The 26,249-nt window shown below is 65.4% G+C and carries 26 protein-coding genes and 1 pseudogene; 15 read left to right on the top strand and 12 right to left on the bottom strand.

Annotated features, from left to right (window positions below; genetic code table 11):
- The first annotated feature begins 118 nt into the window (after window positions 1–118).
- The 11 genes from AC07VU_RS21100 (at window position 119) to AC07VU_RS21050 (ending at window position 9,579) form a co-directional block, all read left to right on the top strand.
- Window positions 119–1,057, top strand: a complete 939-nt coding sequence (locus AC07VU_RS21100; RefSeq protein WP_087087823.1) for an alpha/beta hydrolase — start codon at window positions 119–121, stop codon at window positions 1,055–1,057.
- A gap of 140 nt (window positions 1,058–1,197) precedes the next feature.
- Window positions 1,198–1,332: a hypothetical protein gene (locus tag AC07VU_RS21095; RefSeq protein ID WP_007931277.1), complete on the top strand. Its 135-nt coding sequence runs from the start codon at window positions 1,198–1,200 to the stop codon at window positions 1,330–1,332.
- Window positions 1,333–1,520: 188 nt separating this feature from the next.
- Window positions 1,521–1,838: a DUF7693 family protein gene (locus tag AC07VU_RS21090; RefSeq protein ID WP_053260972.1), complete on the top strand. Its 318-nt coding sequence runs from the start codon at window positions 1,521–1,523 to the stop codon at window positions 1,836–1,838.
- 259 nt (window positions 1,839–2,097) lie between these two features.
- Window positions 2,098–3,582 (top strand): tyrosinase family protein, encoded by a 1,485-nt coding sequence (locus AC07VU_RS21085; protein WP_495030401.1) that lies wholly within the window; start codon window positions 2,098–2,100, stop codon window positions 3,580–3,582.
- Window positions 3,583–3,592: 10 nt separating this feature from the next.
- A complete protein-coding gene (locus AC07VU_RS21080; protein ID WP_274306531.1) occupies window positions 3,593–4,360 on the top strand; it encodes a copper chaperone in 768 nt (255 codons plus the stop codon).
- Window positions 4,353–6,428, top strand: coding sequence for a hypothetical protein (locus AC07VU_RS21075; RefSeq protein ID WP_495030400.1), 2,076 nt, complete (start codon window positions 4,353–4,355; stop codon window positions 6,426–6,428). Before AC07VU_RS21080 ends, AC07VU_RS21075 begins: the two co-directional genes overlap by 8 nt.
- Window positions 6,429–6,486: 58 nt before the next feature.
- Entirely contained in the window at window positions 6,487–6,822 is a 336-nt protein-coding gene (locus tag AC07VU_RS21070; protein WP_007931271.1) for a hypothetical protein, read from the top strand.
- A gap of 399 nt (window positions 6,823–7,221) precedes the next feature.
- Window positions 7,222–7,692 (top strand): arsenate reductase ArsC, encoded by a 471-nt coding sequence (locus tag AC07VU_RS21065; RefSeq protein ID WP_274306529.1) that lies wholly within the window; start codon window positions 7,222–7,224, stop codon window positions 7,690–7,692.
- Window positions 7,692–8,426, top strand: a complete 735-nt coding sequence (arsH, locus tag AC07VU_RS21060; RefSeq protein ID WP_277588540.1) for an arsenical resistance protein ArsH — start codon at window positions 7,692–7,694, stop codon at window positions 8,424–8,426. The genes AC07VU_RS21065 and arsH overlap by 1 nt, the downstream gene beginning before the upstream one ends.
- An 87-nt stretch (window positions 8,427–8,513) precedes the next feature.
- A complete protein-coding gene (locus tag AC07VU_RS21055) occupies window positions 8,514–9,128 on the top strand; it encodes a DNA-3-methyladenine glycosylase family protein (RefSeq protein WP_495030399.1) in 615 nt (204 codons plus the stop codon).
- Window positions 9,129–9,306: 178 nt separating this feature from the next.
- Window positions 9,307–9,579 (top strand): Ada metal-binding domain-containing protein, encoded by a 273-nt coding sequence (locus AC07VU_RS21050; RefSeq protein ID WP_277588538.1) that lies wholly within the window; start codon window positions 9,307–9,309, stop codon window positions 9,577–9,579.
- On the opposite strand, the gene AC07VU_RS21045 is transcribed toward AC07VU_RS21050, so the two are convergent.
- From AC07VU_RS21045 to dctP, 6 genes are all read right to left on the bottom strand, one after another.
- The gene (locus AC07VU_RS21045; RefSeq protein ID WP_495030398.1) at window positions 9,563–10,660 is read right to left on the bottom strand and encodes an extracellular solute-binding protein; all 1,098 of its coding nucleotides are present in this window, start codon (window positions 10,658–10,660) and stop codon (window positions 9,563–9,565) included. The genes AC07VU_RS21050 and AC07VU_RS21045 overlap by 17 nt on opposite strands.
- Window positions 10,661–10,662: 2 nt before the next feature.
- On the bottom strand, window positions 10,663–11,787 hold the full coding sequence (gene aguA, locus AC07VU_RS21040) for an agmatine deiminase (protein ID WP_274306525.1): 1,125 nt from the start codon (window positions 11,785–11,787) through the stop codon (window positions 10,663–10,665).
- A 100-nt stretch (window positions 11,788–11,887) separates the two neighbouring features.
- Window positions 11,888–12,775 carry a LysR substrate-binding domain-containing protein gene (locus AC07VU_RS21035; RefSeq protein ID WP_062825544.1) on the bottom strand — a complete coding sequence of 296 codons (888 nt, stop codon included), beginning with the start codon at window positions 12,773–12,775 and terminating at the stop codon, window positions 11,888–11,890.
- A gap of 187 nt (window positions 12,776–12,962) precedes the next feature.
- Window positions 12,963–14,246, bottom strand: a complete 1,284-nt coding sequence (gene dctM / locus AC07VU_RS21030) for a C4-dicarboxylate TRAP transporter large permease protein DctM (protein ID WP_007931262.1) — start codon at window positions 14,244–14,246, stop codon at window positions 12,963–12,965.
- Window positions 14,246–14,878, bottom strand: a complete 633-nt coding sequence (locus tag AC07VU_RS21025) for a TRAP transporter small permease (protein ID WP_007931261.1) — start codon at window positions 14,876–14,878, stop codon at window positions 14,246–14,248. The genes dctM and AC07VU_RS21025 overlap by 1 nt, the downstream gene beginning before the upstream one ends.
- 89 nt (window positions 14,879–14,967) lie before the next feature.
- Entirely contained in the window at window positions 14,968–15,957 is a 990-nt protein-coding gene (gene dctP / locus AC07VU_RS21020) for a C4-dicarboxylate TRAP substrate-binding protein DctP (RefSeq protein ID WP_495030397.1), read from the bottom strand.
- A 249-nt stretch (window positions 15,958–16,206) separates the two neighbouring features.
- Here dctP and AC07VU_RS21015 point away from each other — a divergent pair.
- A pseudogene (locus tag AC07VU_RS21015) lies at window positions 16,207–17,796 on the top strand (phospholipase effector Tle1 domain-containing protein).
- Window positions 17,796–18,449: a DUF2931 family protein gene (locus AC07VU_RS21010; protein WP_495030396.1), complete on the top strand. Its 654-nt coding sequence runs from the start codon at window positions 17,796–17,798 to the stop codon at window positions 18,447–18,449. The pseudogene AC07VU_RS21015 and the gene AC07VU_RS21010 overlap by 1 nt, the downstream one beginning before the upstream one ends.
- 24 nt (window positions 18,450–18,473) lie before the next feature.
- Here the strand turns inward: AC07VU_RS21010 and AC07VU_RS21005 are convergent, their stop codons facing one another.
- The 5 genes from AC07VU_RS21005 to AC07VU_RS20985 all read right to left on the bottom strand — a co-directional run bounded on the left by AC07VU_RS21005 (window position 18,474) and on the right by AC07VU_RS20985 (window position 24,092).
- Window positions 18,474–19,289, bottom strand: coding sequence for an HpcH/HpaI aldolase/citrate lyase family protein (locus tag AC07VU_RS21005; protein ID WP_495030395.1), 816 nt, complete (start codon window positions 19,287–19,289; stop codon window positions 18,474–18,476).
- Between the two features lie 173 nt (window positions 19,290–19,462).
- Window positions 19,463–20,668: a CaiB/BaiF CoA transferase family protein gene (locus AC07VU_RS21000; protein ID WP_495030394.1), complete on the bottom strand. Its 1,206-nt coding sequence runs from the start codon at window positions 20,666–20,668 to the stop codon at window positions 19,463–19,465.
- Window positions 20,669–20,688: 20 nt separating this feature from the next.
- On the bottom strand, window positions 20,689–22,038 hold the full coding sequence (locus AC07VU_RS20995; protein ID WP_495030393.1) for an MmgE/PrpD family protein: 1,350 nt from the start codon (window positions 22,036–22,038) through the stop codon (window positions 20,689–20,691).
- Window positions 22,039–22,048: 10 nt separating this feature from the next.
- Entirely contained in the window at window positions 22,049–23,212 is a 1,164-nt protein-coding gene (locus AC07VU_RS20990) for an acyl-CoA dehydrogenase family protein (RefSeq protein WP_495030392.1), read from the bottom strand.
- A 40-nt stretch (window positions 23,213–23,252) separates the two neighbouring features.
- Entirely contained in the window at window positions 23,253–24,092 is an 840-nt protein-coding gene (locus tag AC07VU_RS20985) for an HTD2 family dehydratase (RefSeq protein WP_495030391.1), read from the bottom strand.
- Between the two features lie 136 nt (window positions 24,093–24,228).
- Between AC07VU_RS20985 and AC07VU_RS20980 the strand changes: the two genes are divergently transcribed.
- Both AC07VU_RS20980 and AC07VU_RS20975 read left to right on the top strand, forming a co-directional pair.
- Window positions 24,229–25,116: a LysR family transcriptional regulator gene (locus AC07VU_RS20980; protein ID WP_053260778.1), complete on the top strand. Its 888-nt coding sequence runs from the start codon at window positions 24,229–24,231 to the stop codon at window positions 25,114–25,116.
- 134 nt (window positions 25,117–25,250) lie between these two features.
- Window positions 25,251–25,817: a GNAT family N-acetyltransferase gene (locus AC07VU_RS20975; protein ID WP_053260777.1), complete on the top strand. Its 567-nt coding sequence runs from the start codon at window positions 25,251–25,253 to the stop codon at window positions 25,815–25,817.
- A gap of 7 nt (window positions 25,818–25,824) precedes the next feature.
- On the opposite strand, the gene AC07VU_RS20970 is transcribed toward AC07VU_RS20975, so the two are convergent.
- The gene (locus AC07VU_RS20970) at window positions 25,825–26,115 is read right to left on the bottom strand and encodes a double zinc ribbon domain-containing protein (RefSeq protein ID WP_081002264.1); all 291 of its coding nucleotides are present in this window, start codon (window positions 26,113–26,115) and stop codon (window positions 25,825–25,827) included.
- Window positions 26,116–26,249: the final 134 nt, after the last annotated feature.

Here is a 26,249-nt window from a genome sequence, read left to right as displayed (position 1 = left end):
CCGGGATCGGCCGCCACATTTTGTAAAGCATCCCCGGCCACGGATTGGCGAAATGATTACTGCGCCGGTGGGACATCTGCTAAAACGCGGTTTTTATCCGTGCGCGGTGCCACAGCCCATGTCCTCCTCATTCTTCTCGCGCTGGCGACCTCGCTGGTGGTCGTTGCTCGGCATGGCTGCGCTGTTGATAGGCCTGCCGGTGGGCTGCCAGGTGCTGGAACACAAGGAACGCGAACTGGTGTTTCGCGTCGAGCCGGGCAACGCCAGTTGGTATCGCGGCCTGCCGGCCGGGGTGCGCGAGCTGGAGTTCAAGGGCGACAGCCTCAAGCCCGAGCAGAACATTCATGCCTGGTGGTGGCCGGCCCAGCGGGCCGATGCGCCGGCCGTCCTTTATCTGCATGGGGTGCGCTGGAACCTCACCGGGCAGCTGTTCCGCATCGAGCAACTGCACGCCCTGGGGTTCTCGGTGCTGGCCATCGACTATCGCGGCTTCGGCCAGAGCCTAGGCGAGCCACCGTCGGAAACCAGCGTCTATGAGGACGCGCGGATCGCCTGGGAGCAATTGCAAAGGCTGCAACCCGACGCCGGCAAACGCCTGATCTACGGCCATTCCCTGGGCGGTGCGGTGGCGGTGGAACTGGCCGCGCAACTGGGGCAACAGGCGGCCAGCGACGGCGCGCCGATTCCAGCCCGCGGCTTGATCGTCGAATCCTCGTTCACCTCCCTGGCCGCTATCGCCGCCGAGCTGGGCAATACCTCGCTGCCGGTGCGCTGGCTGCTGTCGCAGAAGTTCGACTCCCTCGACAAGATCGCCCATATCGGCATGCCGCTGCTGATCGTCCACGGCCTGGACGACCGCTACGTGCCGGCGCGCTTCAGCCAGCAATTGTTCGACGCCGCGCGACAGCCCAAGCAACTGCTGCTGGTTCCCGGAGCCACCCACAACAACAGCATGCGCCTGGCCGGCGAGCGCTACCGCCAGGCCCTGAACACCTTGTTGCATGCCCGGCCGGCGAAGGTCGCCACCGCGGAACCGGCCCGCGTGCCGACCAGTTGAACCACGAACCGGCACCGTTGCCGTTACGCCCTCCTGCATCAGCCGGATGAGCTCGTCCTTAGACAACCTGTAACAACTCCGGCTGGCCCAGGCAGCGCTTAAATGAGATGGTCTCCTGTTGATTGTTTTGGAGGCATGTCATGACTACATTTCAATTCATCGCAGGCATGGTCTTTTGTCTGGCGGGACTGGGCGTGAGGGCCTACCTGACCCTGCAGCATCCCGGGGAAGAAAAGGCCTGGCGCTCGTCCAGTGTGCGAAAGTCCGCCAAGTAAGCCTTGCCCCGCCCCTGAATACCGCTGATGGCCTCCCGGCCGGCCCCGCCTGGATCAGGTGGAGGCCCATGGAAAATGCCCGTATCGCGCGATACGGGCATTTTTTTCGCTCAAGGGATCCGTCATCCCGCCTGATGCTGGCCGGCAACAATGGCAAAATAGCCGCCGCCCATGCCCGAGACCGTCCCATGCCAGCCACCCCCACCCTCACCGCCCGCGAAATCTGCCAGGTGCTCAGAGAACTGGCCCTCGGCACCCGCACCCTGGGCCCATCGAGCCAGCGCGTATTGGCGGCGGACGATAGCTGGCAAGTGCGGCTCGACATCGAAGGCTGGACCCTGACCCTGGTCAACCATGGCCAGACCCTGAGCCACTGCGAGCAATGCCGCTCGCCGGATGGCCGGGTCGAAACGCTCGACGCCTGGCAGCGCTACGGCACCGACCCGGTCAAACTGCTGAGCATCTGGGAACACCAGCAGTTGCAGCGCCTGCTGCAGGCGTTGTGATCCACCTTCATTACACCCACGCCAATCCCCCGTCCGTCCGCCCAAGCCACCGGAACCCGTGTCGTTCATCGGGATAATGGGAATCGGCCATGGCGTTTTTGCCAGGCCTCTATACTCATTTTCGACGAGGCGCGCACCGGCACTGCGAGCCTCATGAGCGCAGTTCCGCCGTGAACATGAAGTCGCCAGCGGCAAAGGATTGCGAGGGGTGTGGCGCCATACGCGTCACCTGGCCTGATGCTGCAAGGAAGGTGCATTCATGAACACGATCCGACAGGATGTGGCAACACTCGGCTCCGGATGGGACAACAAGGTCTTGCTCAACTACGCGCTGGCCATGCGCGAGCTGGACAAACTACCGATCACCAACCGCAACAGCTGGAAGTTCCTCGGCGCCATCCACGGCTTCGATCGGCAGTTGTGGGTCGAGGTGAATGTCCTGGGCGATTCCGATCCGGTGCCCAAGGACCTGACCAACTTTACCTACGGCAGCCAGTGCCAGCACGGCAGCTGGTACTTCCTGTCCTGGCACCGCGGTTACCTGGCGGCCTTCGAGGCGATTGTCGCGGCCAAGGTCAAGGAACTGACGGGTGACGACTGGGCGCTGCCGTACTGGAACTACCTCAATAGCAAAAACCCGGATGCGCGGCGGGCCCCGGAGGCATTCCTGGCGGACACCCTGCCTGACGGCAGCCCCAACCCGCTGAAGAAATACCCTCGCCGGCAGGGCTTTACCGCGCTGCGGCCGAACTCCCTCGATGCCTTCAGCCTGGCGGCAATGCAGGAGAACGATTTCCAGGTCGGCAATGACGGCAGCATCGGCTTCGGCGGCGGGGTCACCGGCAATTTCGCCCAGTTCGCCCGCTGGACCGGCGACCTGGAGAACAACCCGCACAACACCGTGCATCGCCTGATCGGCGGGGGCGAAGGCTTCATGGCCGACCCGTACCTCGCCGCCCTGGACCCGATCTTCTGGTTGCACCATTGCAACGTCGACCGGCTCTGGGAGGCCTGGATGAACACCCCGGGCAAGACCATGGTCCGCGATCCGCGCTGGCTCGACGGTCCGGCCGACCGCCGTTTCATCATGCCGACGGTCGGTGGCAGTGACCCTGGCATGAAATTCACCGGCCGCGACACGTTGAAGGATGGCAAATTGCACCCGCGCTATGCCGACTTGAGCATCGGCACGGGCGTGAAACCAGGAGTAGAAGCCGTGACACGGGTCAAGATGGGCGCGCCGGAACAACAGAACATCGAACCGATCGGTGCCAACCGTTCGGTGGTCACGGTCGGCGGCGCGCCGGTGCGCACCCAGGTCGACCTCGACCGCCAGGCCACCAGCACTGGCATCGCCGCGATGGGCGCGACGGACCTGGGCCAGCCGGTGACCCGGCTCTACCTGGCGCTGGAATCGGTGCGCGGCTCCGCGCCCTCGCCGCAGCTTGCGGTGTACATCAACCTGCCGAAAGACAGCGATCCGCAGCAGCATCCCGAGTGCCATGCCGGCAGCCTGACGCTGTTCGGGCTGAACGTCGCCTCGCGGCCAGACGGTGGCCATGGCGGCCACGGGCTCGGCTATACGATCGACATCACCGACCTGGCCCAACGGCTGACCGATGCCGGCGATTTCGATCCCGACTATCTGCGGGTGACCCTGGTCCCAGGCGAGCAGGTATCGGCGGATAAACCGGTGACCGTGGAACGGATCAGCGTGCTCAAGCGCAGCGGTATCGTCAGCTGAGTCACGCCTCATGCAACCCGGACCGGTCTTGCTCAGCTTCACCCGGGCGCCCTGGCCGTTGCTGTTCGCGACGGCCGGGTTGGGCCTGGCCCTGTGTCTCTACACCGCCGGGCACAGCACCCTGCCCGCCTTCTGCGGTTCCGCGCTGTCCATCGTTGCCAGTTGGCCCGCCGTGCTGGAGGCCGAGCTGGCCCTGAACCCGGCGCAGCGCATGCTGGCCGACTGGGCCCTGATGCTGCTGGCGATGATGCCGCCGCTGCTGGCGATGCCACTCATGCATGTCTGGCGTTCCAGCCTGCCGCGCCGGCGCATTCGCGCGGCGCTCGGTTTCCTGCTCGGCTACAGCGCCTTATGGCTGGCCGCCGGTCCGCTGCTGATGGTGCTCGCCTTGTTGCTGCAACTGAGTGTCGCCGACGCGGCGCTGGCCACGGCGCTGCTGGTTGCCCTGCTGTGGAGTGCCAGCCCCTGGCAACGCGCGGCGCTCAACCGCGGCCACCGCACGCGCCGGATAGGCCTCTTCGGCTTGGCCGCCGACCGCGATTGCCTGGTCTTCGGCGCAAGCCATGGGGCCTGGTGTATCGCCTCATGCTGGGCCTGGATGCTGATGCCGCTGCTGGGCGGGGCATGGCACATTCCACTGATGCTGGTGGCCGGGGCCATCATGCTGGTCGAACGCCTGGCACCGGGCGATCGGCCGCGCTGGCACTGGCCGGTGATGCTCCCCCGAGTCGATCTCTGGCTCCTGACTACGCGCAAGGTGGCGCACTCCCATGACTAGACGGACCTGCCTGGCGATCGGCGTGAGCACGCTGACGCCGTTGCCAAACCAGACGCTGCGCTTCGCCTACCTGGACGGCGCCGTGCTCGCCGCCCGTTCGATCGGCGACTGGGCGCTGCGCTCGGGCTTCGGCGCCGACAACGTCAGGATCGTCGACGACGGCCCGATAGACGGCCAGGGCAATCCGGTCACCCGCGAACGGGTGCAACAAGCGGTGGATGAGCTGTTTCCCTCGGGCGCCGAAGTGGTCGAGCAATTGATCCTGGCGTTTTGCGGCCACGGCCTGACCGACGCGAATATCGGCTCGATCTCCTGGCTGTTCAGCGACTCGCTGCGCCAGAAGTACCGCGTCCTGGCCGACTCGTTCTACACCGAGCTGCTGCTGCACGGCGTGCAGCGCATCACCCTGATTACCGATGCCTGCCGCGAGGCACCGAAGAATCTCGACCTGACGCGACTGGATCCGGTGCGCGGAATCGTCGTGCAAGGCACGCAAGTGGAAAACCCCAGGTTCGACCGCCTGGCCGCCTGCCAGGACGGGCAGCTGGGTTACATGGTGTCCGAACCGATGTCCGGCGCTCCGGGCAAATGCGTGTTCTCCGGGGTGATCGCCGATGCGCTGTGGGGCATCGAGCCGACCGCCATCAGCAATGGCCTGATCACCACCGCGACCCTCGGCATGTGCGTGCGCTCGCGCACCACCGAGCGGGCGAAAGAGTATCGCCTCAAGCTCAACCCGCAATGCCTGGTCGATCCGGAACCGGCCGTGCTCTACAACACCGCCCAGCCGTTGCCGGGCCCGGCCGGGTTGCAGCCCTGGCCGGCCGCGGGCAACGCCGCCACCATGGGCCCGGCCGCCGGCCCGACGGATTCCGCCGAGCACAATCTGGAGCGGGTCCACAGCGACGCGGCCTTTCGCGAGCGTATGCTCGGCGCCGATTTCGGGCTCAAGCAGCACGACCTGGCGGTTCCCGCCGACCAGATGATCAGCATTCCCGACTCGAGCAAGGAGCTGCTGCAGGATCTGGTGGTGCTCCGCCAGCAGAGCCCGCGTTTTCCCGAGAAGAAACAGAAGGTCAAGGCGCTGGTCCAGCGCCTGGAAGCGGATGCCGCCGCCGAGATGCGCCAGTCCGCGGCCACCGAGGTTCACCGCCGGATGAAACAGATCGGCGACCCCGGCGAGGCCAACCTGATCGTCTACGGCGAGGGCGCGAAGCTCTTGTCCCGCAACCCGATCGAGCGACTGGACAGCACCTCGCTGTTCGAGGCGTTCCACGCCACCAGCGATCCCCAGGGGATGCCGGTCCTGGTGGCGCTGGCCGATGGCACCTTCACCCCGGTGGTGCCTTATGAGGGGCAGTACACCGTGGTGATGCCCAGCCCCCTCGGCGATATTTTCCAGGCCTATGGCATGCCCAAGGCCCCCGACAGATACCTGGCGATGCTCGGCGCGATCGACGATTTCGCCGCTGGCCGGCTACAGGCCGAAGACATCGACCAGTTCGCCGCTGGCGTGTGCCATAAAAAGCATGCCGACCCCATGCTGGGTGTGATCTGCGCCTACCTGTACCGCGCCGTGGCCGACTACGACAGCATCCGGCGCCTGGCGTATTTTTATGCCGCCCAGGGCCAGCCGGTGCCTTTCGACATTGCCTTGCTCGGGGCGATGCGGGTGACCCAGGAGGCAGACGGCACCCCACGCTTGCAGATACCGGCCGTCAAGGCGCGCGCGCTGCGACCCAAGGCGGCCAAGGCCCCTGATTATGTCCGGCGCGCGACACCCGCCGTGCAGGCCTGGATCGGCGGGCGTTGCCCCTGGCTGGGGCTGGGCTGGGACTATGTCAACGACCCGCGGCCGGAATGGGCCGCACTGGTCGAAGGGCTGGCCGAGCATGCCAGATTGGTGCGGCACAGCGGATCCACGGTGCTGCCGGGCAAGGTGGCGCGCAAGCTGGCAAAAGCCTGGCACCTGCGATCATCGGCCCGGGAAGACCTGACGCGACCCGCGGTAGCCCGCCAGGTACCCGCCAAGGAAACGAACCGACCCTCGCAACGGTCTGAACAGTGATGGCATTGAGAATGGGGCCGCGCCACAAAGCCCCGCTATTCACAATGGAGGTCTCGTCATGAGCGCCCTGACAATCGAAGGCTGGTGCAAGGCCAGCGATGGGCAAAAATCCACGCCGCTGGGAGAGATCCATTTCTACGTCGATGGTCCCCTGCACCTGCGCCTGGAAGAAGCTGAGGAACGCCTGCAGAAAACCCATGAACAGGAGGCCATGGTCGACGTCGACATGGACACCATGGAGCTGATCATGCCCGAGGGGTACAGCCCCCTGTCCGACTGCCGGATGCGCGTCTATTTGCAGCACGGTCGCGGCCAGTTCCATCTGGTGGGGCACCGAGCCAGCGATGGCAGCCTGATCTACAGCAACGCGGTGCTGATCGACCAACTGCTGTAGCAAAGCGGCTTCTGCGCCAGCGCCATTTCGTCCGGGCGTTATCGCTCCCGAGGCTCACCAGAGGCCGGGAACCAAGCGCCAGCGCACCCGCTGGCAATAGTCGGCATAACCGGGCAACTCGGCCTGCAACAGCGGGTCCTCCCATGACGTGCGCAGGACCAGCAGCGCCGCGGGAACCAGCGCCAGCAGTTTTTTGTCCCAGTTTTGGGTGCCCGCCTGGAAGCGGCTGCACGCGCAGCCCCCCTGCCCAATCCGGCACCGAGACGCGCAGCTGCGCTCGGTCGCTCACCCCTATCGGCAGCTTGGCAACTCGCTTTCACATCCGTATATTCGAATAACCATATATTCAAGCCCGTGACTGTTTAACGTCATGGCTCCCCCCTCTGCCCGGAAGCCCCGATGAAAATCCTCTTCATGTGCACCGCCAACAGCTGCCGCAGCGTTCTTTGCGAAGCCCTGTTCAACCATCTGGCGCCGGCCGCTCATCAGGCGGTGAGTTCGGGCAGCTTCCCCGGCGGCACGCTCAACGCCCGCGCCCTGGCCACCCTGGAACAAGCCGGTGTCAGCACCGCAGGCCTGTACAGCAAAGGTTCGGAGGTCTTCGCCGACAGCCCGCCCGATATCGTCATCACCGTCTGCGACAAGGCCGGTGGTGAGCCCTGCCCGGTGTATTTCGGCCCGGCGCTGAAAAGCCACTGGGGGCTGGAGGACCCTTCCGAGGTCCAGGGCGATGAGCAGGCAATCCAGGCCGCCTTCGAGCAGACCGTGCAGAAAATCCGCCAGCGTTTCGCCGCCTTCTTCGCCCTGGACCTCGACCACCTTTCACCCGCCGAGCTGAAAAATGCCCTCGACCGCATCGGAGCGCTGTGATGAGCGACGACCGCAAGCCCAGCGAAGAACCGCTGTCCGCCCTTGACCTTGAACTGCTGCAAGCCTTGGCGCCGGAGCATCTGGAAACCCCGGCGACAGCCGCGCATAAACCGCGCATCCTGCTGCTCTACGGCTCCACCCGCGAGCGCTCGTTCAGCCGCCTGCTGACCCGGGAAGCGGCGCGCATTCTCGAGTTCCTCGGCGCCGAAACCTACATCTTCGACCCCAGTGGCCTGCCCCTGCCGGACGATGCGCCGGCGGACCACCCCAAGGTCCGGGAACTGCGCGAACGGGTGCTGTGGTCCGAGGGCCAGGTCTGGTGCTCGCCGGAACGCCATGGCGCCATGTCGGCGGTGTTCAAGGCGCAGATCGACTGGATCCCCCTGACCCTCGGCGCGGTACGCCCGACCCAGGGCAAGACCCTGGCGGTGATGCAGGTCTGCGGCGGCTCGCAGTCGTTCAACACGGTCAACCAGCTGCGCGTACTGGGCCGCTGGATGCGCATGTTCACCATCCCCAACCAGTCCTCGGTGCCCAAGGCCTTTCTCGAATTCGATGATAACGACCGCATGAAGGCCTCGCCCTTCTACGACCGGGTGGTGGATGTGATGGAGGAACTGATGAAGTTCACCCTGCTCCTGCGCGGCCGCGCCGACCTGCTGGTGGACCGCTACTCGGAACGCAAGGAAAGCGCCGCCGCGCTGTCCAGCCGGGTCAATCAGCGTTCGATCTAGGTTCACGGAATTCCAGCGCAAGAGACCGAGTGCAGTGCCAGGCATTGCTGGTTAATCTCTGGCAACGCCCTTGGTCCAGGACTCTCCATGCCCGATCCGTTTCTTGAGGCCCGCGCCTTTCTGGCCGGGCTCGACCCCGACTGGGCTCGTCACGTCGAGGCGGTCGGCCCTTGCCTGCACCAGGCCAAGCCGGCCCGCGAACCCTGCGAGGCGCTGGTGCGGGCGATTGCCTATCAGCAACTGCACGCTCGCGCTGGCGATGCGATTCTCGGACGCTTCCTGGGGTTGTATGGGCAAACCTTCCCCTCCCCCGAGCAGATCCTCGCCACCGATTTCGAGGCATTGCGCGCCTGCGGTTTTTCCGCCGGCAAGATCGCCACTATCCGTGGCATCGCCGAGGCGACCCTGAGCGGCGTGGTGCCGGATTACCAGGTGGCCCTGGCCATGGACGACGAGGCGCTGATCGAGCGCTTGACCCGCCTGCGCGGCATCGGGCGCTGGACCGTGGAGATGCTGCTGATCTACAGCCTGGAACGCCTGGACATCCTGCCCGCCGACGATTTCGGCGTGCGCGAAGGCTACCGGCGCCTGAAGGGCCTGGAACAGCAGCCAACGCGCAAGCAGATGACCGAGATCGGCCTGTCCTTGCGCCCGCATCGCACCGTGGCGGCCTGGTATCTGTGGCGGGTGCCGACGCGCTGACGGGTGTGTTCATCGCGCAGGTACAGCGGATGCCAACACTTGTAGCCGCTGCCGAGCCCGCGAGGCTGCGATCGGGGCGCAGCCCCGTAAACCTGACGATGCAGTTGGCGCTGGTCTGGCGACCGCTACGCGGTCGATCGCAGCCTCGCAAGCTCGTCAGCGGCTACAGGAGGGACGGATGAACACCGAAAAAAGCTGGGTTTTGCTCGATGCCCAGGGCAACACCTTTCTCAGCGAACAACCGGGCACCCTCGGCGGCCACCGTGGCAGCCGGATCTATGGGCGGCTGGATTGCCCGGCCGCCCTGCGCGCCATCGCCCGCGGCGGTTATGTCCGCCAGCGGGTGTTCTTTGCCGACGAGGCCAGCGCCCGCAGCGCCGGTTATCGACCCTGCGCCCGCTGCCTGCCGCAAGCCTACGTCGCCTGGCACGCGCTCACAGCCCCGACTTGAGGCGGCTGAAGGCACGGATCAACGCGCGGTTGAAGGCCTTGCCGTTGTCGTTCTTGCTGTACAGCGAGGCCCGCACCTCGGGGGTCGGGTAGGTGCCTGGGTCGTTGCGGATCGCCGGATCGACCAGGGCATCCGCCGCGCTGATGGCGTTGGCGTAATGGATGGTGTCGGTGATCGGCGCGATCACCTGCGGGGTCATCAGGTAATCCATCAACGCCAGCCCGGCCTCGGGGTGCGGCGCGTCCTTGGGGATGACCATGGCGTCGAACCAGATCAGCGTGCCCTCCCTGGGGATGCGATAGCGCAAGGTGAAGGGCTTGTGCGCCGCCTCGGCCTGCCCGGCGGCGATCGCCACGTTGCCGTTCCACGACATGGCCACGCAGGTGTTGCCGTTGGCCAGGTCGCTGATGTTCAGGTCGTTGTCGAAGTAGCGGATATAGGGCCGGATCTTCGCCAGTTGCTGCTCGGCGAGTTTCAGCTCGTCGAGGTTCTGCCGGTTGATGTCCAGGCCCAGGTACTTCATCACCGCGGCGAACACCTCGTTGGGATCGTTGAGCAGGCTGACCCCGCAGTCGGCGAATTTCGCCACCACCGCCGGATCGAACAGCATCGCCCAGCTGTCCCGCGGCGCCTGCGCCAGGCGCTGGCTGACCGCCTGCTCCTGATAACCGACACCGGTAGTGCCCCAGGCATAGATCCCGGCATAACGGTTGCCCGGGTCGAACACCGCCATATGCTGGCGGAACTCCTCGCCGACCCCGGCCAGGTGCGGCAGGCGCTGCTTGTCCAGCGGCTGGAGCGCGCCGCTGGCGATGGCCCGGGACAGGTGCTGGCCGGCGGTCAGCACCAGGTCGTAGCCGCTGCGCCCGGTGAGCAGCTTGGTCTCCACGGTCTCCAGGGAATCGAAGTGATCGACCACCACCCGGATGCCGGTCTGGCGCTCGAAGTTGTCCAGGGTGTCCGGGGCCAGGTACTCGCCCCAGATATACAGATTGACCGTGGGTTCGGCCTCGTCGGCCGCCTGGGCGCACAACGGCGCCAGCACCAGCAGCAACGCGCGGCCCAGCCTGTGCAGGTTCATGTTCAGCCCTCTTCGCCGATGCGCCGGGGAGCCGCGTATTGCGGCATGGTGATGCAGGCGACGTTGCCGCCGCCGAGGAGGATTTCCCGCGAATTGTCGATGCCGACGATGCGGTGCCGGGGGAAGAGTTCGGCCAGGGTGGCCAACGCCGTTTTGTCGTTACGGTCGCCGAACAGCGGCACCACGATCGCGCTGTTGCCGGCGTAGTAGTTGATGTACGAGGCACAGATCCGCGTGCCGGCCTGGCGCGCATGGGTGCTGTCCAGCTGGTCCAGGCCTTCGGCTTCGGCGGCGGTCCATTCCAGCACGTCGGGCTGCGGCAGCTTGTGCACCACCAGCTCGCGACCACGGCTGTCGCGGGTGCTGCGCAGGATGTCGTAGGCCTCCTGGTAGATTTCCCACTGCGGGTCGTCGCGGTTGTCGGTCCATTGCAGCACCACTTCGCCGGGGCGCACGAAACACGCCAGGTCGTCGACATGGCCGTCGGTCTCGTCGAACTTGCAGCCGCGCGGCAGCCAGATCACCTGCTCCGCGCCCAGGTAATCGGTGAGCCGTCGGGTGACCTCGGCCTTGCCCAGGTGCTGGTTGCGATTGCGGTTGAGCAGGCACTGCTCGGTGGTGAGGATGCTGCCCTGGCCATCGCTCTGGATGCCGCCCAGCTCGGCAATCAGCGGCGCGCGGTAGCGGTCGAGGTTTTCGATTTCGAGAATCTTGGCGGCGATCTGGTCGTCCTTGTCCCAGGGGTAATACAGGCCGCCGTCGAGGCCGCCATAGGCGTTGAACTCGAAGTCGACGCCGCGCACTTCGCCGCTCTGGTCGTTGACCACGAAGCACGGCCCGCTGTCGCGGAACCAGGTGTCGTTGCAAGTCATTTCCACCACCCGCACCTGCGGCGGCAACAGCCGGCGGGCATTGGCGAACTGGGCGGCGGAAGCACAGACGGTGACCGGTTCGCTCTGGGCAATCGCGGTGACGATCCGCACCCAGACCTTCTGCGCCGGCTTGGCGCCATTGCGCCAGACGTCGGTGCGCTCCGGCCAGCCGAGCCAGCAACCGGCCTTGGCTTCGAATTCGCCGGGCAGGCGGAAACCATCGTGTTTGGGAGTGGTGTCGAGCAATCGGGCCATGGGGCAAACCTCGTCGGTGCTGGGGAATGGCCACCAAACTAGCGCCGCGCCGGGTCAAGGCACCAACGATGAATATTGCGCGACAGTTGAATTCAACTCATCAATCGCTCAACTGATCGCTGAACCAGTCCAGCAACTGCATCAGCGCCGGGCGCTCCAGGCGCACCCGCTCGCACACCAGGGCGTACTGTCCCAGGGCGGTCATGCTGGCGGCGTTGAAGGGCCGCACCAGACGGCCATTGAGCAGGTCTTCCTGAGCCGTCAGGTTATCGCCCATGGCCACGCCCTGCCCTTGCGCCGCCGCTTCCAGCGCCAGCCCGGCGTGGGCGAAATACAGCTGGCGCGCCGGGCGCAAATCGCCGGCGTGGCTGGTCAGCCAGGCGGTCCAGGTCTTGCCGTCCTGATCGTCGTGCAACAGGCAATGGCGGGCCAGGTCCCGCGGGCTTTTCAGGGTGCCCTGGTTGAACAGCCCGGGGCTGCACACAGGGAAGAACTGCAGGCTCGGCAACGGCCGCACGAAGTAGGCGCTGCTGTCCTGCGGGCCGCTGCCGTAGGTGATCGCCAGGTCGATGTCTTCGCCCGGCACGCTGGCGTCGATCGGCTGTTCATAGAGATGCAGGGTGATATGCGGGTAACGCGCGGAAAAGTCCGCCAGCCGGCTCATCAGCCATTTCTGCGCCAGCTCGGCGGTCACCGCCAGGCGCAGCACCGCCAGGGAAGACGGATCGCGCAGCTCGTCGCAGGCTTCGCCGATCAGCTCGAAAGCCTGCTGCAGGCTCTGCATCAGCCGCCCGGCCGCCGGGGTCGGGCGGATCTGCCGGCCCTCGCGGACGAACAACGACACCCCCAGTTGCTCTTCGAGCTGGCGGATCTGATGGCTCACCGCGCTGTCGGTGACGCACAGCTCAGCCGCCGCCCGACCAAAATGCGCATGCCGCGCCGCGCACTCGAAAGTCCGTAATGCCGCCAGGGAAGGCAGACGTCGCATATCCAAGCCCCCGAAATGAAGGCGTCCATGCTGCCGCGACGCAGCGCCAGCGTCCAGCGCCCCGTAGGAGCGAGGCTTGCCTGCGACAAGCCCGCAAGAGCGTTGCACATCTCAAGGCCCCATCGCCAGCAAGCTGGCGCCTGCAAGGATCGTGCAAACCGCCTCTCCTCCAAGTAAAGGCGTTGCGTCAGTTCATCCCCAGCCAGTTCGGCAGCGCCAGGGAAATGAACGGCACGTAGGTCACCAGGATCAGGAACGCCAGCAGGATCATCAGCCACGGCAACGCCGCGCGGATGGTCTGGCCGAGCGTCAGGCCGGTCACCGCCGAGGTGACGAACAGATTCAGGCCCACCGGCGGATGCACCAGGCCGATCTCCATGTTGACCACCATGACAATCCCCAGGTGGATCGGGTCGATGCCCAGCTTCATGGCGATCGGGAAGAAGATCGGCGCCAGGATCAGCACGATGGCCGAAGGCTCCATGAAGCTGCCCGCCACCAGCAGCACCACGTTGACCATCAGCAGGAAACCGATGGGCGACAGCCCGGCGTCCATGACGAAGGTGGTGATCTGCTGCGGGATCTGCTCGGTGGTCAGCACATGGGCGAAGAGCATGGCGTTGGCGATGATAAACATCAGCATGATCGACAGCCGGCCCGACTCCACCAGCACTTTCGGGCAGTCGCGCAGGCGCATGTCCTTGTAGACGAACAGCGCGACGAAGGCCGAATACACCGCCGCCACCGCCGCCGCCTCGGTCGGGGTGAACAGGCCGCTGTAGATGCCGCCGAGGATGATCACCAGCAACAGCAGGCCCCAGAAGGCCCGGCGCGCGGTGCTCAGCCATTGGCGGAAGGACACCCGCGGTTGCGCCGGCAGCTTCTTGATCCGCGCGACGATGTAGATCACCACCATCAGGATCACACCCAGCAGCAGCCCCGGCACCACACCCGCCATGAACAGCTTGCCGACCGAGGTTTCGGTGGCCGCCGAGTACACCACCATCACGATCGATGGTGGGATCAGGATGCCCAGGGTCCCGGCGTTGCAGATGATCCCGGCGCCGAACTCCCGTGGGTAACCGGAACGCACCATGCCGGCCACCGCGATCGAACCCACCGCCGCCACGGTCGCTGGCGACGAACCGGACAGCGCCGCGAACAGCATGCACGCCAGCACCGCGGCAATCGCCAGGCCGCCACGGATATGCCCGACGCAGGCGTTGGCGAAATCGATCAGGCGTTGCGCCACCCCGCCGGTGGTCATGAAGGCCCCGGACAGCAGGAAGAACGGGATCGCCAGCAAGGTATAGGCTTCGGAGGTTTCGAACAGCTTGATCGCCAGGGAGCTCAGGGAGTCCGGGCTGAACAGCAGGATCGAAGTGGCGCCGGCCAGGCCCAGGGAAATGGCGATCGGCACGCCGAGGAACATGAACACGAACAGCATCAGAAACAGGCAGAGAATGGCCATCAGTGCTGATCCTCGTGGTGACTGGCAAGCTTGCTGGCCTCGGCCGCCTCATCGGCCAGGCCCAGGTTGATCTGCCCGCGCATGAGGATGCGCCACATGATTTCCAGGTAGCGGATCAGCACCAGGGCAAAACCGAAGGGCACGATCATCGCGATGTGCGACAGGTGGATGCCGAACTGGTCCAGGTCCTCGGCTTCGATGCCGGCCTGGATCAGCGCCATCAGCCACTTGAAGCTGGCGACCATGAACAGCCCGGCGTAGACCATGCAGCACAGGCAGGCGATCACCGCCAGCAGGCGCTGGGCCGGGCGCGAGGCCAGCTTGACCAGCGCGTCCACCCCCAGGTGCCCGGCGGTGCGCACGCCGTAGGAAATGCCGAAGAAGATCAGCCAGCCAAACAGCATCTTGGTCAGCGCCACGCTCCAGACCATGTCCTGGGCCAGTTCCATGAGGAAGTCGCCGATCCCCAGGAACAGCGCGCTGCCCCCTTCCCAGGCATCGCCGATGGCGTAGAACAGCGGGTAGAGGTTGTTGAGCACCACGTAGACGAAAGTCACCAGCGTCATGGCCGCCAGCAGGAAGGCGATGAACGCCTCTTCAAAATGTTCCCAGAACCGCCTCAGCCTGTGCATTGAGGTTCTCCGCGAAAGTGCCAGTGGAGTGCAGCCCGATAGCGGCTGCCGATGGGCCGCTGCGAGCGCAGCGGCCGGGATGCAGGTGGTTATTGCGCCTGGTTGGCGGCTTCGGCGGCCTGGATCAGGTCGGCGCCGATATAGCCCTCGAACTTCTTCCACACCGGGCGCATGGCCTCGCGCCACTCGTTGCGCTGCTCGGGAGTCAGGGCGACGATTTCGCTGGTCTTGGCGTCGATGATCTTCTGCCGGGATGTCTGGTTCAGGGCTTCGGCCTGCTTGTTCACTTCCACCGAGACCTCGGCCATGATTTTTTCCAGCTCGCCGCGCACATCCGCCGACAGGCCGGTCCAGAACTTGGCGTTGGTGATCACCATGTAGTCGATCAGGCCGTGGTCGGTCTCGGTGAAGTACTTCTGCACCTCGTGGACCTTCTGGCTTTCATAGTTCGACCAAGTGTTCTCGGTGCCGTTGACCACGCCGGTCTGCAGGCCCTGGTAGACCTCGGCGAAGCTCATCTTGCGCGGGTTGGCGCGCACCGCCTTGAACTGCTCCTCAAGCACGCTGGAAGCCTGCACGCGGAACTTCAGGCCGCGGGCGTCCTTGGGTTCCACCAGCTTCTTGTTGGCCGACAGCTGCTTGAGGCCGTTGTGCCAGTAGGCCAGGCCGAGGATGCCCTTGTCCTGCATGGCGGTCAGCAGCTGCTTGCCCTCGGCGTGCTGGAAGCGGTCGACGGCGGCGAGGTTGTCGAACAGGAATGGCAGGTCGTAGATCTGCACCTTCTTGGTGTACTGCTCGAACTTGGCCAGGGACGGCGCGAGCAACTGCACGTCGCCCAGCAGCAGCGCCTCCATTTCCTTGCCGTCGCCGAACAGCGAGGAGTTCGGATACACCTCGACCTTGACCCGGCCCGGCAGGCGCTCCTCGGCCAGCTTCTTGAACAGAAGGGCGCCCTGGCCCTTGGGGGTGTTTTCCGCCACCACGTGGGCGAACTTGATCACGATGGGGTCGGCGGCCTGCGCAAGACCGGCGCCCAGCAATGCGGCGGCACAGAACAACGCCCGGGAGAGCTTGAACATGGACTTCACCTTCTTATTGTTGTGGTTGATCGCAGAGTGCCTAAGGGCACGCGTATTGAGAATTTTGAATTTTTGATACCTGCGTTCGCCTGGGCCGAACGCCGCTCTACCGGCGATAGGCGCCTGAAGTTCCATCCCCCTACGATGGAATCAGCCGCAACCGAGCCTGTTGCAGATTCCTCCTAAATCCCTGCCCCGCCCTTCCCGGTACGGTCTCCAGCACCCTCTTCGACCGCACCAGGAACACCCATGGCCAACAACGGACCCGGGCCGATGCCCCGCCTTCTACGGCCCGCCATTCCCAATCAGAGCCCCAACCAACCACCCGCCGAACACGCCGCCGAAACCGCACAGCCCAGCTACGGCGAACAGCTCTGGGCGCAGTACGAAAAGTACGCCAAGGAACCCACCCCACCGCCGGCAAAAACCCAGGTGGCGCTGCGTATCGGGGTGTTCTTTGATGGCACCGGCAACAATGCCGGCAACTCGGCGATGGGCGAGATTTGCGGGGCCCAGCATGCCATCGAGTCCAAAGACATCGATGCCAGTTGCAAGCCGTATATGAGCGATCCGCAGAGTAGTTATGGGAATGATGTGAGCAATGTTAAGCGGTTGAGTGATTTGTACTATTCCAACCGGAAAGTAGAGGGTGAGGAACTGCAAAAGCGCGCCTATCGCTCAATCTATATTGATGGCATCGGCACACAAGCCGGTGAAAAAGACAGCCTGCTCACCTCGGGTACAGGGCGTGGCGACACAGGAGTCTCAGGGTGCGTGCAGAAAGCATTTCGTGCGATCAAGGAACGTATCCGTGAAGCCCACGAAGATAATCCCGAAAGCGAAATCACTTCTCTGACCTTCGATGCCTTCGGCTTTAGCCGAGGTGCGGCGGCAGCCCGACATTTCGCCAATGAAGTCGTGCGCTGGCTCGGGCCACTCGAGCTAATTCTCCACGACTACTCCAGTGCCTTCAGCCCCAATTTCAACCGACAGTACGGCAACGACGTAGACATGGGCTTTATTGGTCTGTTCGATACGGTGCCGTCGGTTGCCGGGCTGGGCAATCTGGGCAACGTGCGCAGCGCCATTGCCCCAGGTATCAAGCTGCACCTCGACCGCGCTACTTTCGCTCGGTGGTGCAACTGGTCGCCCGCGACGAGTACCGGGCCAACTTTGCCCTGAGCCGGGTCAGTCCCGACCATGTGGAAATCGCCTTGCCCGGCGCCCATTCGGATATCGGCGGCGGTTATCTGGATGATGCTCAGGAATGTGTACTGATCAGTCCGATGCAGGCGCTGGAGGTGCCCATTAATACCGAGGTGACCCAGACCTCGATTTACCGGGACACGGTACAGGCAAAATCGCGCTGGCTGGCCAAGGGCTGGCCCGCACAATGGCTGGAAATCATCACGCCGGAGCCGATGCTGTTGCCCCAGGATCTCCAGGACCGCCTCGCCCCCCCGCAGAAAACGGGTGTATACCGGCCTGCAGCTCAAGCGCTCTATAAGCAACAGGTTATCGAGGGTGTATCTACGCGTCATGTATGAACTGGCCAAGCAGAATGGCGTGCGCTTCAAGGTCATCGACGAACAGGATCCTGACTACGCCATCCCGCAAGAGCTTCAAGCCCTTTGTGACAGATTTGTCGCCGGTGATTACAGTACGACGCCAGCCGAGGAGACCCTGCTCAAGCTGCGTTATATCCATCTCTCGGCCCACTGGAATCACCCGTTAGGCAAACAACACGGCGGCAGCCTTAAAGTCGTCTATATCAACGCCCCCACGGTGGATGCCGTGCGTGTGCAACATCCTCACGTACCTGACTGGACGCTTTGGTAATGAGAGTATTCATCGCCCTGCTGGGCACACTTCTGTTAATTGGTTGCCACGCTGATCCGCTTTCCGGAAAACACGACCCCAAAGATCCTTGGTGGGAGCTTGGCTTCATCGAGCCGTTCTACATGGAGGTCTGGGTCGAAGACAGCGCTGTTGAAGATATCAACGGCAAGCTACTCCGTCGTACTGGTGGCGGCTCCGCTGCGGGCGGTGATATGGGTTACGACAAAGAGTGGGCCAGAGGATGGAGTGGTGGAGTTGGAGGCAACGGTAAATCGGTAGTTGGCGCAGACCTTCCCAAACGCATTTTCGTGCGTTGGCAATCGGTCGTGGAACCACAGACTTATCGAGCCTGGGTAGATGTCCCGGAAGAAGCCCGGAAAATCATGACCACCTCGACGAATCGACGCTGCCCGAAAACTCCGCACCAGACTGCCCGCTATATGGCATCGGTCTATTTAGGCCTCGCTCCTGGCGGCATCGTCCAAGTCTGGGTCAGGGACGAATGCCATCACCCGGTCAAAGTCGCCCGCGCCCAGGGTGAAATCGAGCCACTGGGCCCCCACCTGGGCAAGTCCAACGGACACTATTACCCCCTGTCCGAAAACGCCAAGCGCTACATAGAGCAATACGGCATTCCCTATGGCAGTTGGTAACGCGCTCCTGCGCGATTGCAGTATTCAGGGACTCAGCGCCAACAGGCGCTGGGCCCGCAGCAGCACCGGCGCGTCGACCATCTGGCCGTCGATCTGATAGGCGCCGGCGCCGTGGCTGCCGGCGTCCACCACCCGTTGCGCCCAGGCCAGGTCTTCGGCGCTGGGGGCCAGGGCCTGGTGGATCACCGGCACCTGTTTCGGGTGGATGCACAAGGCGCCGGCAAAACCCATTTCATAGGCGTGGCGAATGGACTGGCGCAAACCTTCGGGGTCGTCGATGGCCGGGTGCACGCCATCCAATGGCGGCACCAGGCCGGCGGCGCGCGAATGCAGGATCAGCGCCAGCCGCGCCTGGTCCAGGGCGAACTGCGCCGCCGCCGAACCGCTGCACAGGTTGAGGTCCAGCGCCAGGTCCAGGCCGCCGAAAGACAGGCGCTGCACCGCAGGAGCCCGGGCGATTTCCGCCAAAGCCAAGAGCCCGCGCGCGCTTTCGATGATCGGCCAGATCTGCTTGCCGGTGGCCGCCACAGTCGCCACCTGGGCGGCGCTTTCGACCTTGGGCAGCAGGATGCCGACCACCCCGGCCTGGGCTTTGCAGAACGCCAGGTCGGCGGCATGTTCGGCATGTTCCGGGGCATTGACCCGCACCCACAGCCGCACCTGGGGCTGGCTGTTGAGGAACTGGCCGAGGTTGTCCCGGGCCTGGCGCTTGAGCGGCTCTTCCACGGCGTCCTCGAAATCGACGATCACCGCGTCGGCGCCGCTGGCCAGGGCCTTGCCGAAACGCTCGGGACGGCTGCCCGGGACGAACAAGGCGGAGCGGACAATTGGGTTGGGCATGTTGAATTCCTTGTATGTGATGTGGGGTCCGCAGGCCCTGTGGGGTATCCCCGATTTCCCCTGTAGGAGCCAGCTTGCTGGCGATGAGGCCCTCGAGATTTGCATCGACCTTTCGGGCGTATCCCGAGCGAGCTCGCTCCTACAGGGGGGCCATGCAAGCCGGCAGGTCGGTTTCAGATCACGCCGTTGGCCTGCAGCGTTTCGATGGCATCGCTAGACAGCCCCAGTTCGGCGAGGATCGCGCCGCTGTGCTGGCCCAGCCCGGGGACGCCGTCCATGCGCGGCTCGAACGCGGCATTGCGCGCCGGCGGCAGCAGCGACGGCAGCTTGCCGGCCGGGCTGTCCACCTCGCGCCAGCCGTCGCGGGCCTTGAGCTGCGGGTGCTGCCACACGCCCTGCATGTCGTTGACCCGGGCGCTGGCGATCTGCGCCTGTTCCAGCCGCTCGATCACCGCCTCCACCGTCAGCCGGGCGAAGCTGTCGACGATGATCTGCCGTAGTGCCTGGCGATTGGCCGAGCGCTTGAAGTTGGCCGAGAAGCGTTCGTCACCGGCCAGCTCCGGCATCAGCAGCACCTTGTCGCAGAACGCCGCCCACTCGCGTTCGTTCTGCAGGCCGAGCATCACCGTGCCGCCATCCCCCGCCGGGAACGGCCCGTAGGGGTAGATGGTCGAGTGCGCCGCGCCGGCCCGGGGCGGTGGCGGCGCGCCGTCGAAGGCGTAGTACATCGGGTAGCCCATCCACTCCACCAGGCTTTCCAGCATGCTCACGTCGATCCGGCTGCCCTGCCCGGTCCTGCCGCGCAGCAACAGCGCCGAGAGGATGCCGCTGTAGGCGTACATGCCGGCGGCGATGTCGGCGATCGAGCAGCCGGCCTTGGCCAGTTGCTCCTCGCCCGGGCCGCCGGTCACCGACAGGAACCCGCCCTCGCTCTGGATCAGCAGGTCGTAGGCCTTTTTCTTCTCATAAGGGCCGCCCTCGCCATAACCGGAAATGTCGCAGACGATCAGCCGCGGAAAGCGTTCATGCAGCGCCTCGAACGACAAGCCCATGCGCGCCGCCGCGCCCGGGGCGAGGTTCTGCACCAGCACGTCGGCCTGGGCCAGCAGGCGGTCAAGAATGTCGCCGGCGGCGTCCTGTTTGAGGTCCAGGGTCAGGCTTTCCTTGGAACGGTTGGTCCAGACGAAATGCGAGGCCAGGCCGCGCACGCGCTCGTCGTAGCCACGGGCAAAATCGCCGCTGCCGGGGCGCTCGACCTTGATCACCCGGGCGCCCAGGTCGGCCAGTTGGCGGGTGCAGAACGGCGCGGCGATGGCGTGTTCCAGGCTGACCACGGTGATGCCGTCCAGCGGCCGGGGTTGTGCGGTATTGGGTGTCATAAGGCGTCCTCGGGGCGGGCTCAGAGCAATTCGTTCAGTCGCGCGGTGTCGCGCAGGTTCCACACCTGGCGGATCAGGGCCGCGCCCTGCTCCGCCGTGCGGGCGCCGGAGAAGCGCAGCAGGCGCTGGAACTTGTCCGCCAGCTCGGCCCGCGACAGGCCGTTGCCCGGATCGCCCTTGGGCTCGTCGATGGCACCGTGCAGGGTGCGGCCATCGTCGGTGCCGACCACTACACGGCCCAGCCAACGCTGCGGATAGGCGCGATCCACCTCGGGGTCGAGGACCATCGACACCTTGTCGCGAAACGCCGCCACCGCCGGGTCGTTCAGCGCCAGTTCCTGGAACTCCGGCAGCCCGGCCTTGCCATGCACGGCGATCAGGCCGAGCACGGTGCCCATGGAGAACTTGGCCTGGTGCACGGTCTGCGGCACCTTCACCCGCCCCAGCACATCGATGGCGCCCTGGTGCACGCGGGTTTCCACGCGGACGATCCGTTCATGGCTCAGGCCTTCGCCCTGCATCAGCGCCAGCAAGGCGTCGGCGGCCGGGTGGGTATGGCGGCAGGAGGCGTGGAACTTGAACGAGGTTTCCAGCAAGGCCCAGCGACTGCCCAGACGGTCGGACAGGCGCGCCGGCTCGGCATCCCGGGACATACCCGCGGCCATGCCCTGCTCGCCTTCGAGAATATTGCGTGCGCCGGTCAGTCCGTCGCGGGTCAGGTAGGCGGCGAGCAGCCCGTCGGCCGCGGCCTTGGCCGTGTGCAGCTGCTTGGAGTCCGCGGCGTCGCGCAAAAACTCCCAGAGGCCGGCAGCCTGGGTCCCGGCGCTACCCAGCAGGTTGATGAATTGCGCCTGGTCGAAGTCCATCAACTTGCCCACCGCCACCGCTGCGGCGAGGGTGCCAACAGTGGCCGTGGTGTGGAAGATCCGGTAATGGGAACGGCCCATGAACTCGCCAATGCGAATCCCCGCCTCGTAGCCGGCCACCGCCGCCAGCAGCAGCTCCTGGCCGGACTTGCCCAGGTCCTGGGCCGCCGCCAACGCGGCCGGGAACACCACGGTGGCCGGGTGCAGCACCGAGCTGTTGTGCAGGTCGTCCTGCTCCACCAGATGGGAAGACGCGGCGTTCACCAGGGCGGCGAAATAGGCCGAGCTGCCGCGGCCGTTGACCAGGATCCGCGCCGGGCCATCGGCCGGGCCCATCTGCTGGGCGTAACGCTCGAACAACGGGATCGGATGCGCGCCCTGGCTGGCCAGCGCCGAGCCGAGCCAGTCGAGGAACAGCTCTTCGGTGCGCGCCAGCACGCTGTCGGGCAACTGCGGGTAACTCAGGCCGGCAAGGAACCCGGCCAAGGCTTGGGTATGGCTCATACTCGGTTCCTCAGAAGCTGCGCGGCAGTTCGAGCAGGTGCTCGGCCACATAGGACAGGATCAGGTTGGTGGAGATCGGCGCCACCTGGTACAGGCGGGTTTCACGGAACTTGCGCTCGACGTCGTATTCGCAGGCGAAGCCGAAACCGCCGTGGGTCTGCAGGCAGGCGTTGGCCGCTTCCCACGAGGCCTTGGCCGCCAGGTACTTGGCCATATTGGCACTGGCCCCGGCGTTCAGGCCGCTGTCGTATTCCTCACAGGCGCGCCAACGCATCAGGTCGGCGGCCTCGATCTCGACATGGGCTTCGGCAATGGGGAACTGCACGCCCTGGTTCTGCCCGATGGGCCGGCCGAACACCACGCGGTCGCGGGCGTACTGGCTGGCCTTTTCGATAAACCAGCGGCCGTCGCCGATGCACTCGGCGGCAATCAGCGTGCGCTCGGCGTTGAGGCCGTCGAGGATGTACTTGAAGCCCTTGCCCTCCTCGCCGATCAGGCTGTCGGCGGGGATTTCCAGGTTGTCGAAGAACAGCTCGTTGGTCTCGTGGTTGACCATGTTGGCGATCGGCTGCACGGTCAGGCCGTGGCCGATGGCCTCACGCAGGTCGACCAGGAAAATCGACATACCTTCGGACTTCTTCTTGACCTCGGCCAGCGGCGTAGTGCGCGCCAACAGGATCATCAGGTCGGAATGCTGGATCCGCGAGATCCACACCTTCTGCCCGTTGATCACGTACTTGTCGCCACGCTTGATCGCGGTGGTCTTGATCTTGGTGGTGTCGGTGCCGGTGGTAGGCTCGGTGACGCCCATCGATTGCAGGCGCAGTTCGCCGCTGGCGAGCTTTGGCAGGTAGAAACGCTTCTGCGCTTCGCTGCCGTGCCGCAGCAGGGTGAACATGTTGTACATCTGCCCGTGCACGGTGCCGGAGTTGCCGCCGCAGCGGTTCACCTCTTCCAGGATCACCGAGGCTTCGGCCAGGCCCAGGCCCGAGCCGCCGTATTCGGCCGGGATCATCGCCGCCAGCCAGCCGGCGTCGGTCAGGGCTTTGACGAAGCGTTCCGGGAAACCTTTTTCTTCATCGATCTTGCGCCAGTAGGCGGCATCGAACTCGGCGCACAGGGCGCGCACGCCTTCACGGATGGCATTCAATTCTTCGTTGCTGTTGGGGTTCATCGAACGGCTCTCCGCCTGTGGTTATTGTGCTGGGATGGGGTCATTCCGGGATGGTGTCGAACAGCACTTCGCCGCGTTGGGCCAGGCCGGCATCGTTGCCGGCCCAGAGCTCGGCGACGCCGGGGCGGACGATGCGCCCGCCGACCTCGAACGGCTGCGGCGCGATCAAGGGCCGCAGGCCGCGATAGGCGAAGCGCCGCAACCGGGCCTCGGGGTGGGCACGGCAGAAGGCGCGCAGGCTGAGGGTGGCGATCAATGGGCCATGCACCACCAGCCCCGGATAACCTTCGGTCGCGGTGACGTAGGGAAAGTCGTAGTGGATGCGATGGCCGTTGAAGGTCACGGCGCTGTAGCGGAACAACAGGGTCGGGCTGGGCTCGACGGTTTCGCGCCAGTCGCCCTGGATCAGCGGCTCGCCGCTGGCCTGCTTGGGCGGGGTCGGTTCGCGGTAGACGATGTCCTGTTCCTCGCGAATCGCCAGGCGACCGTCCTGGGAATACTCATGGCGTACCGTGACGAACAACAGCGCGCCGGTGCGCCCGGTCTTTTCCTCGACCTGGCTGATGGTCGACACGCATTGCGCCTCGAACCCGGCGCGCAGCGGCTCGAAGAACTCCAGCCGGCCACCGGCCCACATGCGGTTGCGATTGGCCGCCGGCGGCAGGAAGCCGCCACGGGCCGGATGGCCGTCGCCACCCAGGGCGCTTTCGGCCAGGGGCTCCTGGAAAAAGCACCATTGCCACAGCGGCGGCAAGGCCTCGCCAGGGGCCGGCACGGGTTCGCCAAAGGTCGCGGCGATGCGCTTGAGCAGGTTGTCGCTGAGCAGGTCTCGGGCTTGCTGGCTACGGCCTGTCCAGGCGCTGGGGTCGGTCACGCTCATCGGGTCGGGTCCTGTTGCGGTAGTGGTGAGCCCGATCATGCAAGCCGCTGCGCGTTCTGAGAATTTGCATTTCAATAAACCGGCGTTCGGTTATGCTGAACGCCGCTTTGCCCCTCTTCCCTCCCAGGAGCCGCCCATGCATTTCGATCTGGCCGACCTGCGCCTGTTTATCCATATCGCCGAATCGCCGAGCCTGACCCAGGGCGCCAAGCGCGCCTTTCTCTCGCCGGCGGCGGCCAGCGCGCGGATCAAGGCCCTGGAAAGCCAACTCGAGACCCGCCTGCTGTACCGCGACAGCCGCGGCGTCGAAGTCACTCCGGCGGGCGAGCGCCTGTTACAGCATGCGCGGCTGATCATGCGCCAGGTGGACTACCTGAAAAGCGAGTTCACCCAGTACGGCGGCGATTCCACCGGGCATATGCGCATCTTCGCCAACACCACGGCGGTGACCGAATTCCTCCCGGAGATCCTCGCCGGCTTTCTGTCGAAACGCCCGGGGGTCACGGTGGACCTGCAGGAACGCCTGTCCCGCGACATCGTGCGTGGCGTGCTCGACGGCACCGCCGACATGGGCATCATCGCCGGCCCGGTGGAGGCCAGCGGCCTGCAGGTCCTGCATTTCAGCACCGACCACCTGGTGCTGATCCTGCCGGTCGACCACCCGCTGGCGACGCAGCCGGCGGTGACCCTGGAGCAGACCCTGGCCTACCAGCACATCGGCCTGCACGAAGGCAGCACCTTGCTGAGTTTTTTGCGCGAACACGTGGAGCGCACCGGCAAGCAGTTGTCGCTGCGGATCCAGGTGTCGAGCTTCGAAGCGATCTGCCGCATGGTCGAGGCCGGCGTGGGCATCGGCATCATTCCCGAATCGGCCGCGATCCGGCACAGCCACACCATGCAGCTGGTGACGGTGAAACTCGACGAGGCCTGGGCGGTGCGCGAGCGCAGCATCATTGTCCGTGAGCTGGAGGCCCTGCCTGGCAGCGTGCGGGCGCTGATCGCCACCCTGATGCCCGAGGCCTGATCGCTCGGAGGCCAATCTGCCTCCTGGCGCAAAACCCTCTGCGACACCGCCGCCCGTTGACCTGAATCAAGGGCCCGGCGCCTGACAGGTGTGAATGTTCAGGCAAACCTCTGCACCTTCACGGAGACTTGCCCATGACCAGCACCGCCCTCCATACGCCCGCCCTGGCTGCCTTCGCCCGGTACAAAGGCGAACACTGGATAGACGCCCTCAACGACGGCAGCCCGGTGCTGATCCGCCCGTTGCGCGCCGAAGACCGCGAGCGGGAAAAGGCCTTTATCGAGAACCTTTCGCCGACCACCCGGCACCACCGCTTCCTGGGTGAGGTGAAGGAAGTCGGCGAGGCCCTGCTCAGCCAGTTGATGGATGTCGATGGCTGCGAGCGCGTGGCTTACGTGGCCCTGGTCCACGACAACGGCTCGCTGCGGGAAATCGGCATCAGCCGCTATGCCACCATCGGCGCCGACGCGGACACCTGTGAGTTCGCCGTCACCGTGGCCGACGAATGGCAGCACAAGGGCCTGGACGCCTTGCTGATGCGCCATCTGGTCGACCGGGCCAAGGACCAGGGCTTCAAGCAGATGTACTCCCTGGATTGCCCGGCCAATCACCGCATGCGCGAACTGGCCGCGACCCTGGGTTTCCACCGCGCCATCGACCCGGACGACGCGACCCAGGTCCGTTACCACCTGGCGCTGTAGGCCGGCCTCAGCCCGCCGCCCCGCCACACTGCGCGCAAAACCGCGCGCCGGCGGCCAGCGTGTTGCCGCACTGGCGGCACGCGGCGGGTTGCAGCGAGGTCCCGCACTGCTGGCAAAAACGCGCCTTGGCCGCGTTGCTCGCCCCGCAGTCCGGACACAGCGGGCCGCCCGCGGGCGGCGCTGCGCCACCGGAGTGCCGGCCATGTCCACCACCATGCCTGTCACCCTGGTGCCCGCCCTGGGAGCCGCCATGCCCACGGCCACGATGACCACCCAGCAAACGTTCGAAAAAGCTCATGTCGATCACTCCTGATAAAGAGAGTCGACAGTAAAAAGCCTGAAGTAGCTATAGGGTCAACCCGACGCCGACCAGCGCCCATGGCGAACGCTCCAGCCGACAGCGGCTAGGCTGACGGTCATAGCCCATGGATC

The sequence above is a fragment of the Pseudomonas sp. GW821-FHT02B10 genome (assembly GCF_059421865.1).
The sequence above is the reverse complement of the archived record's forward strand: the minus strand, read 5'-3'. Positions and strand labels throughout refer to the sequence as shown.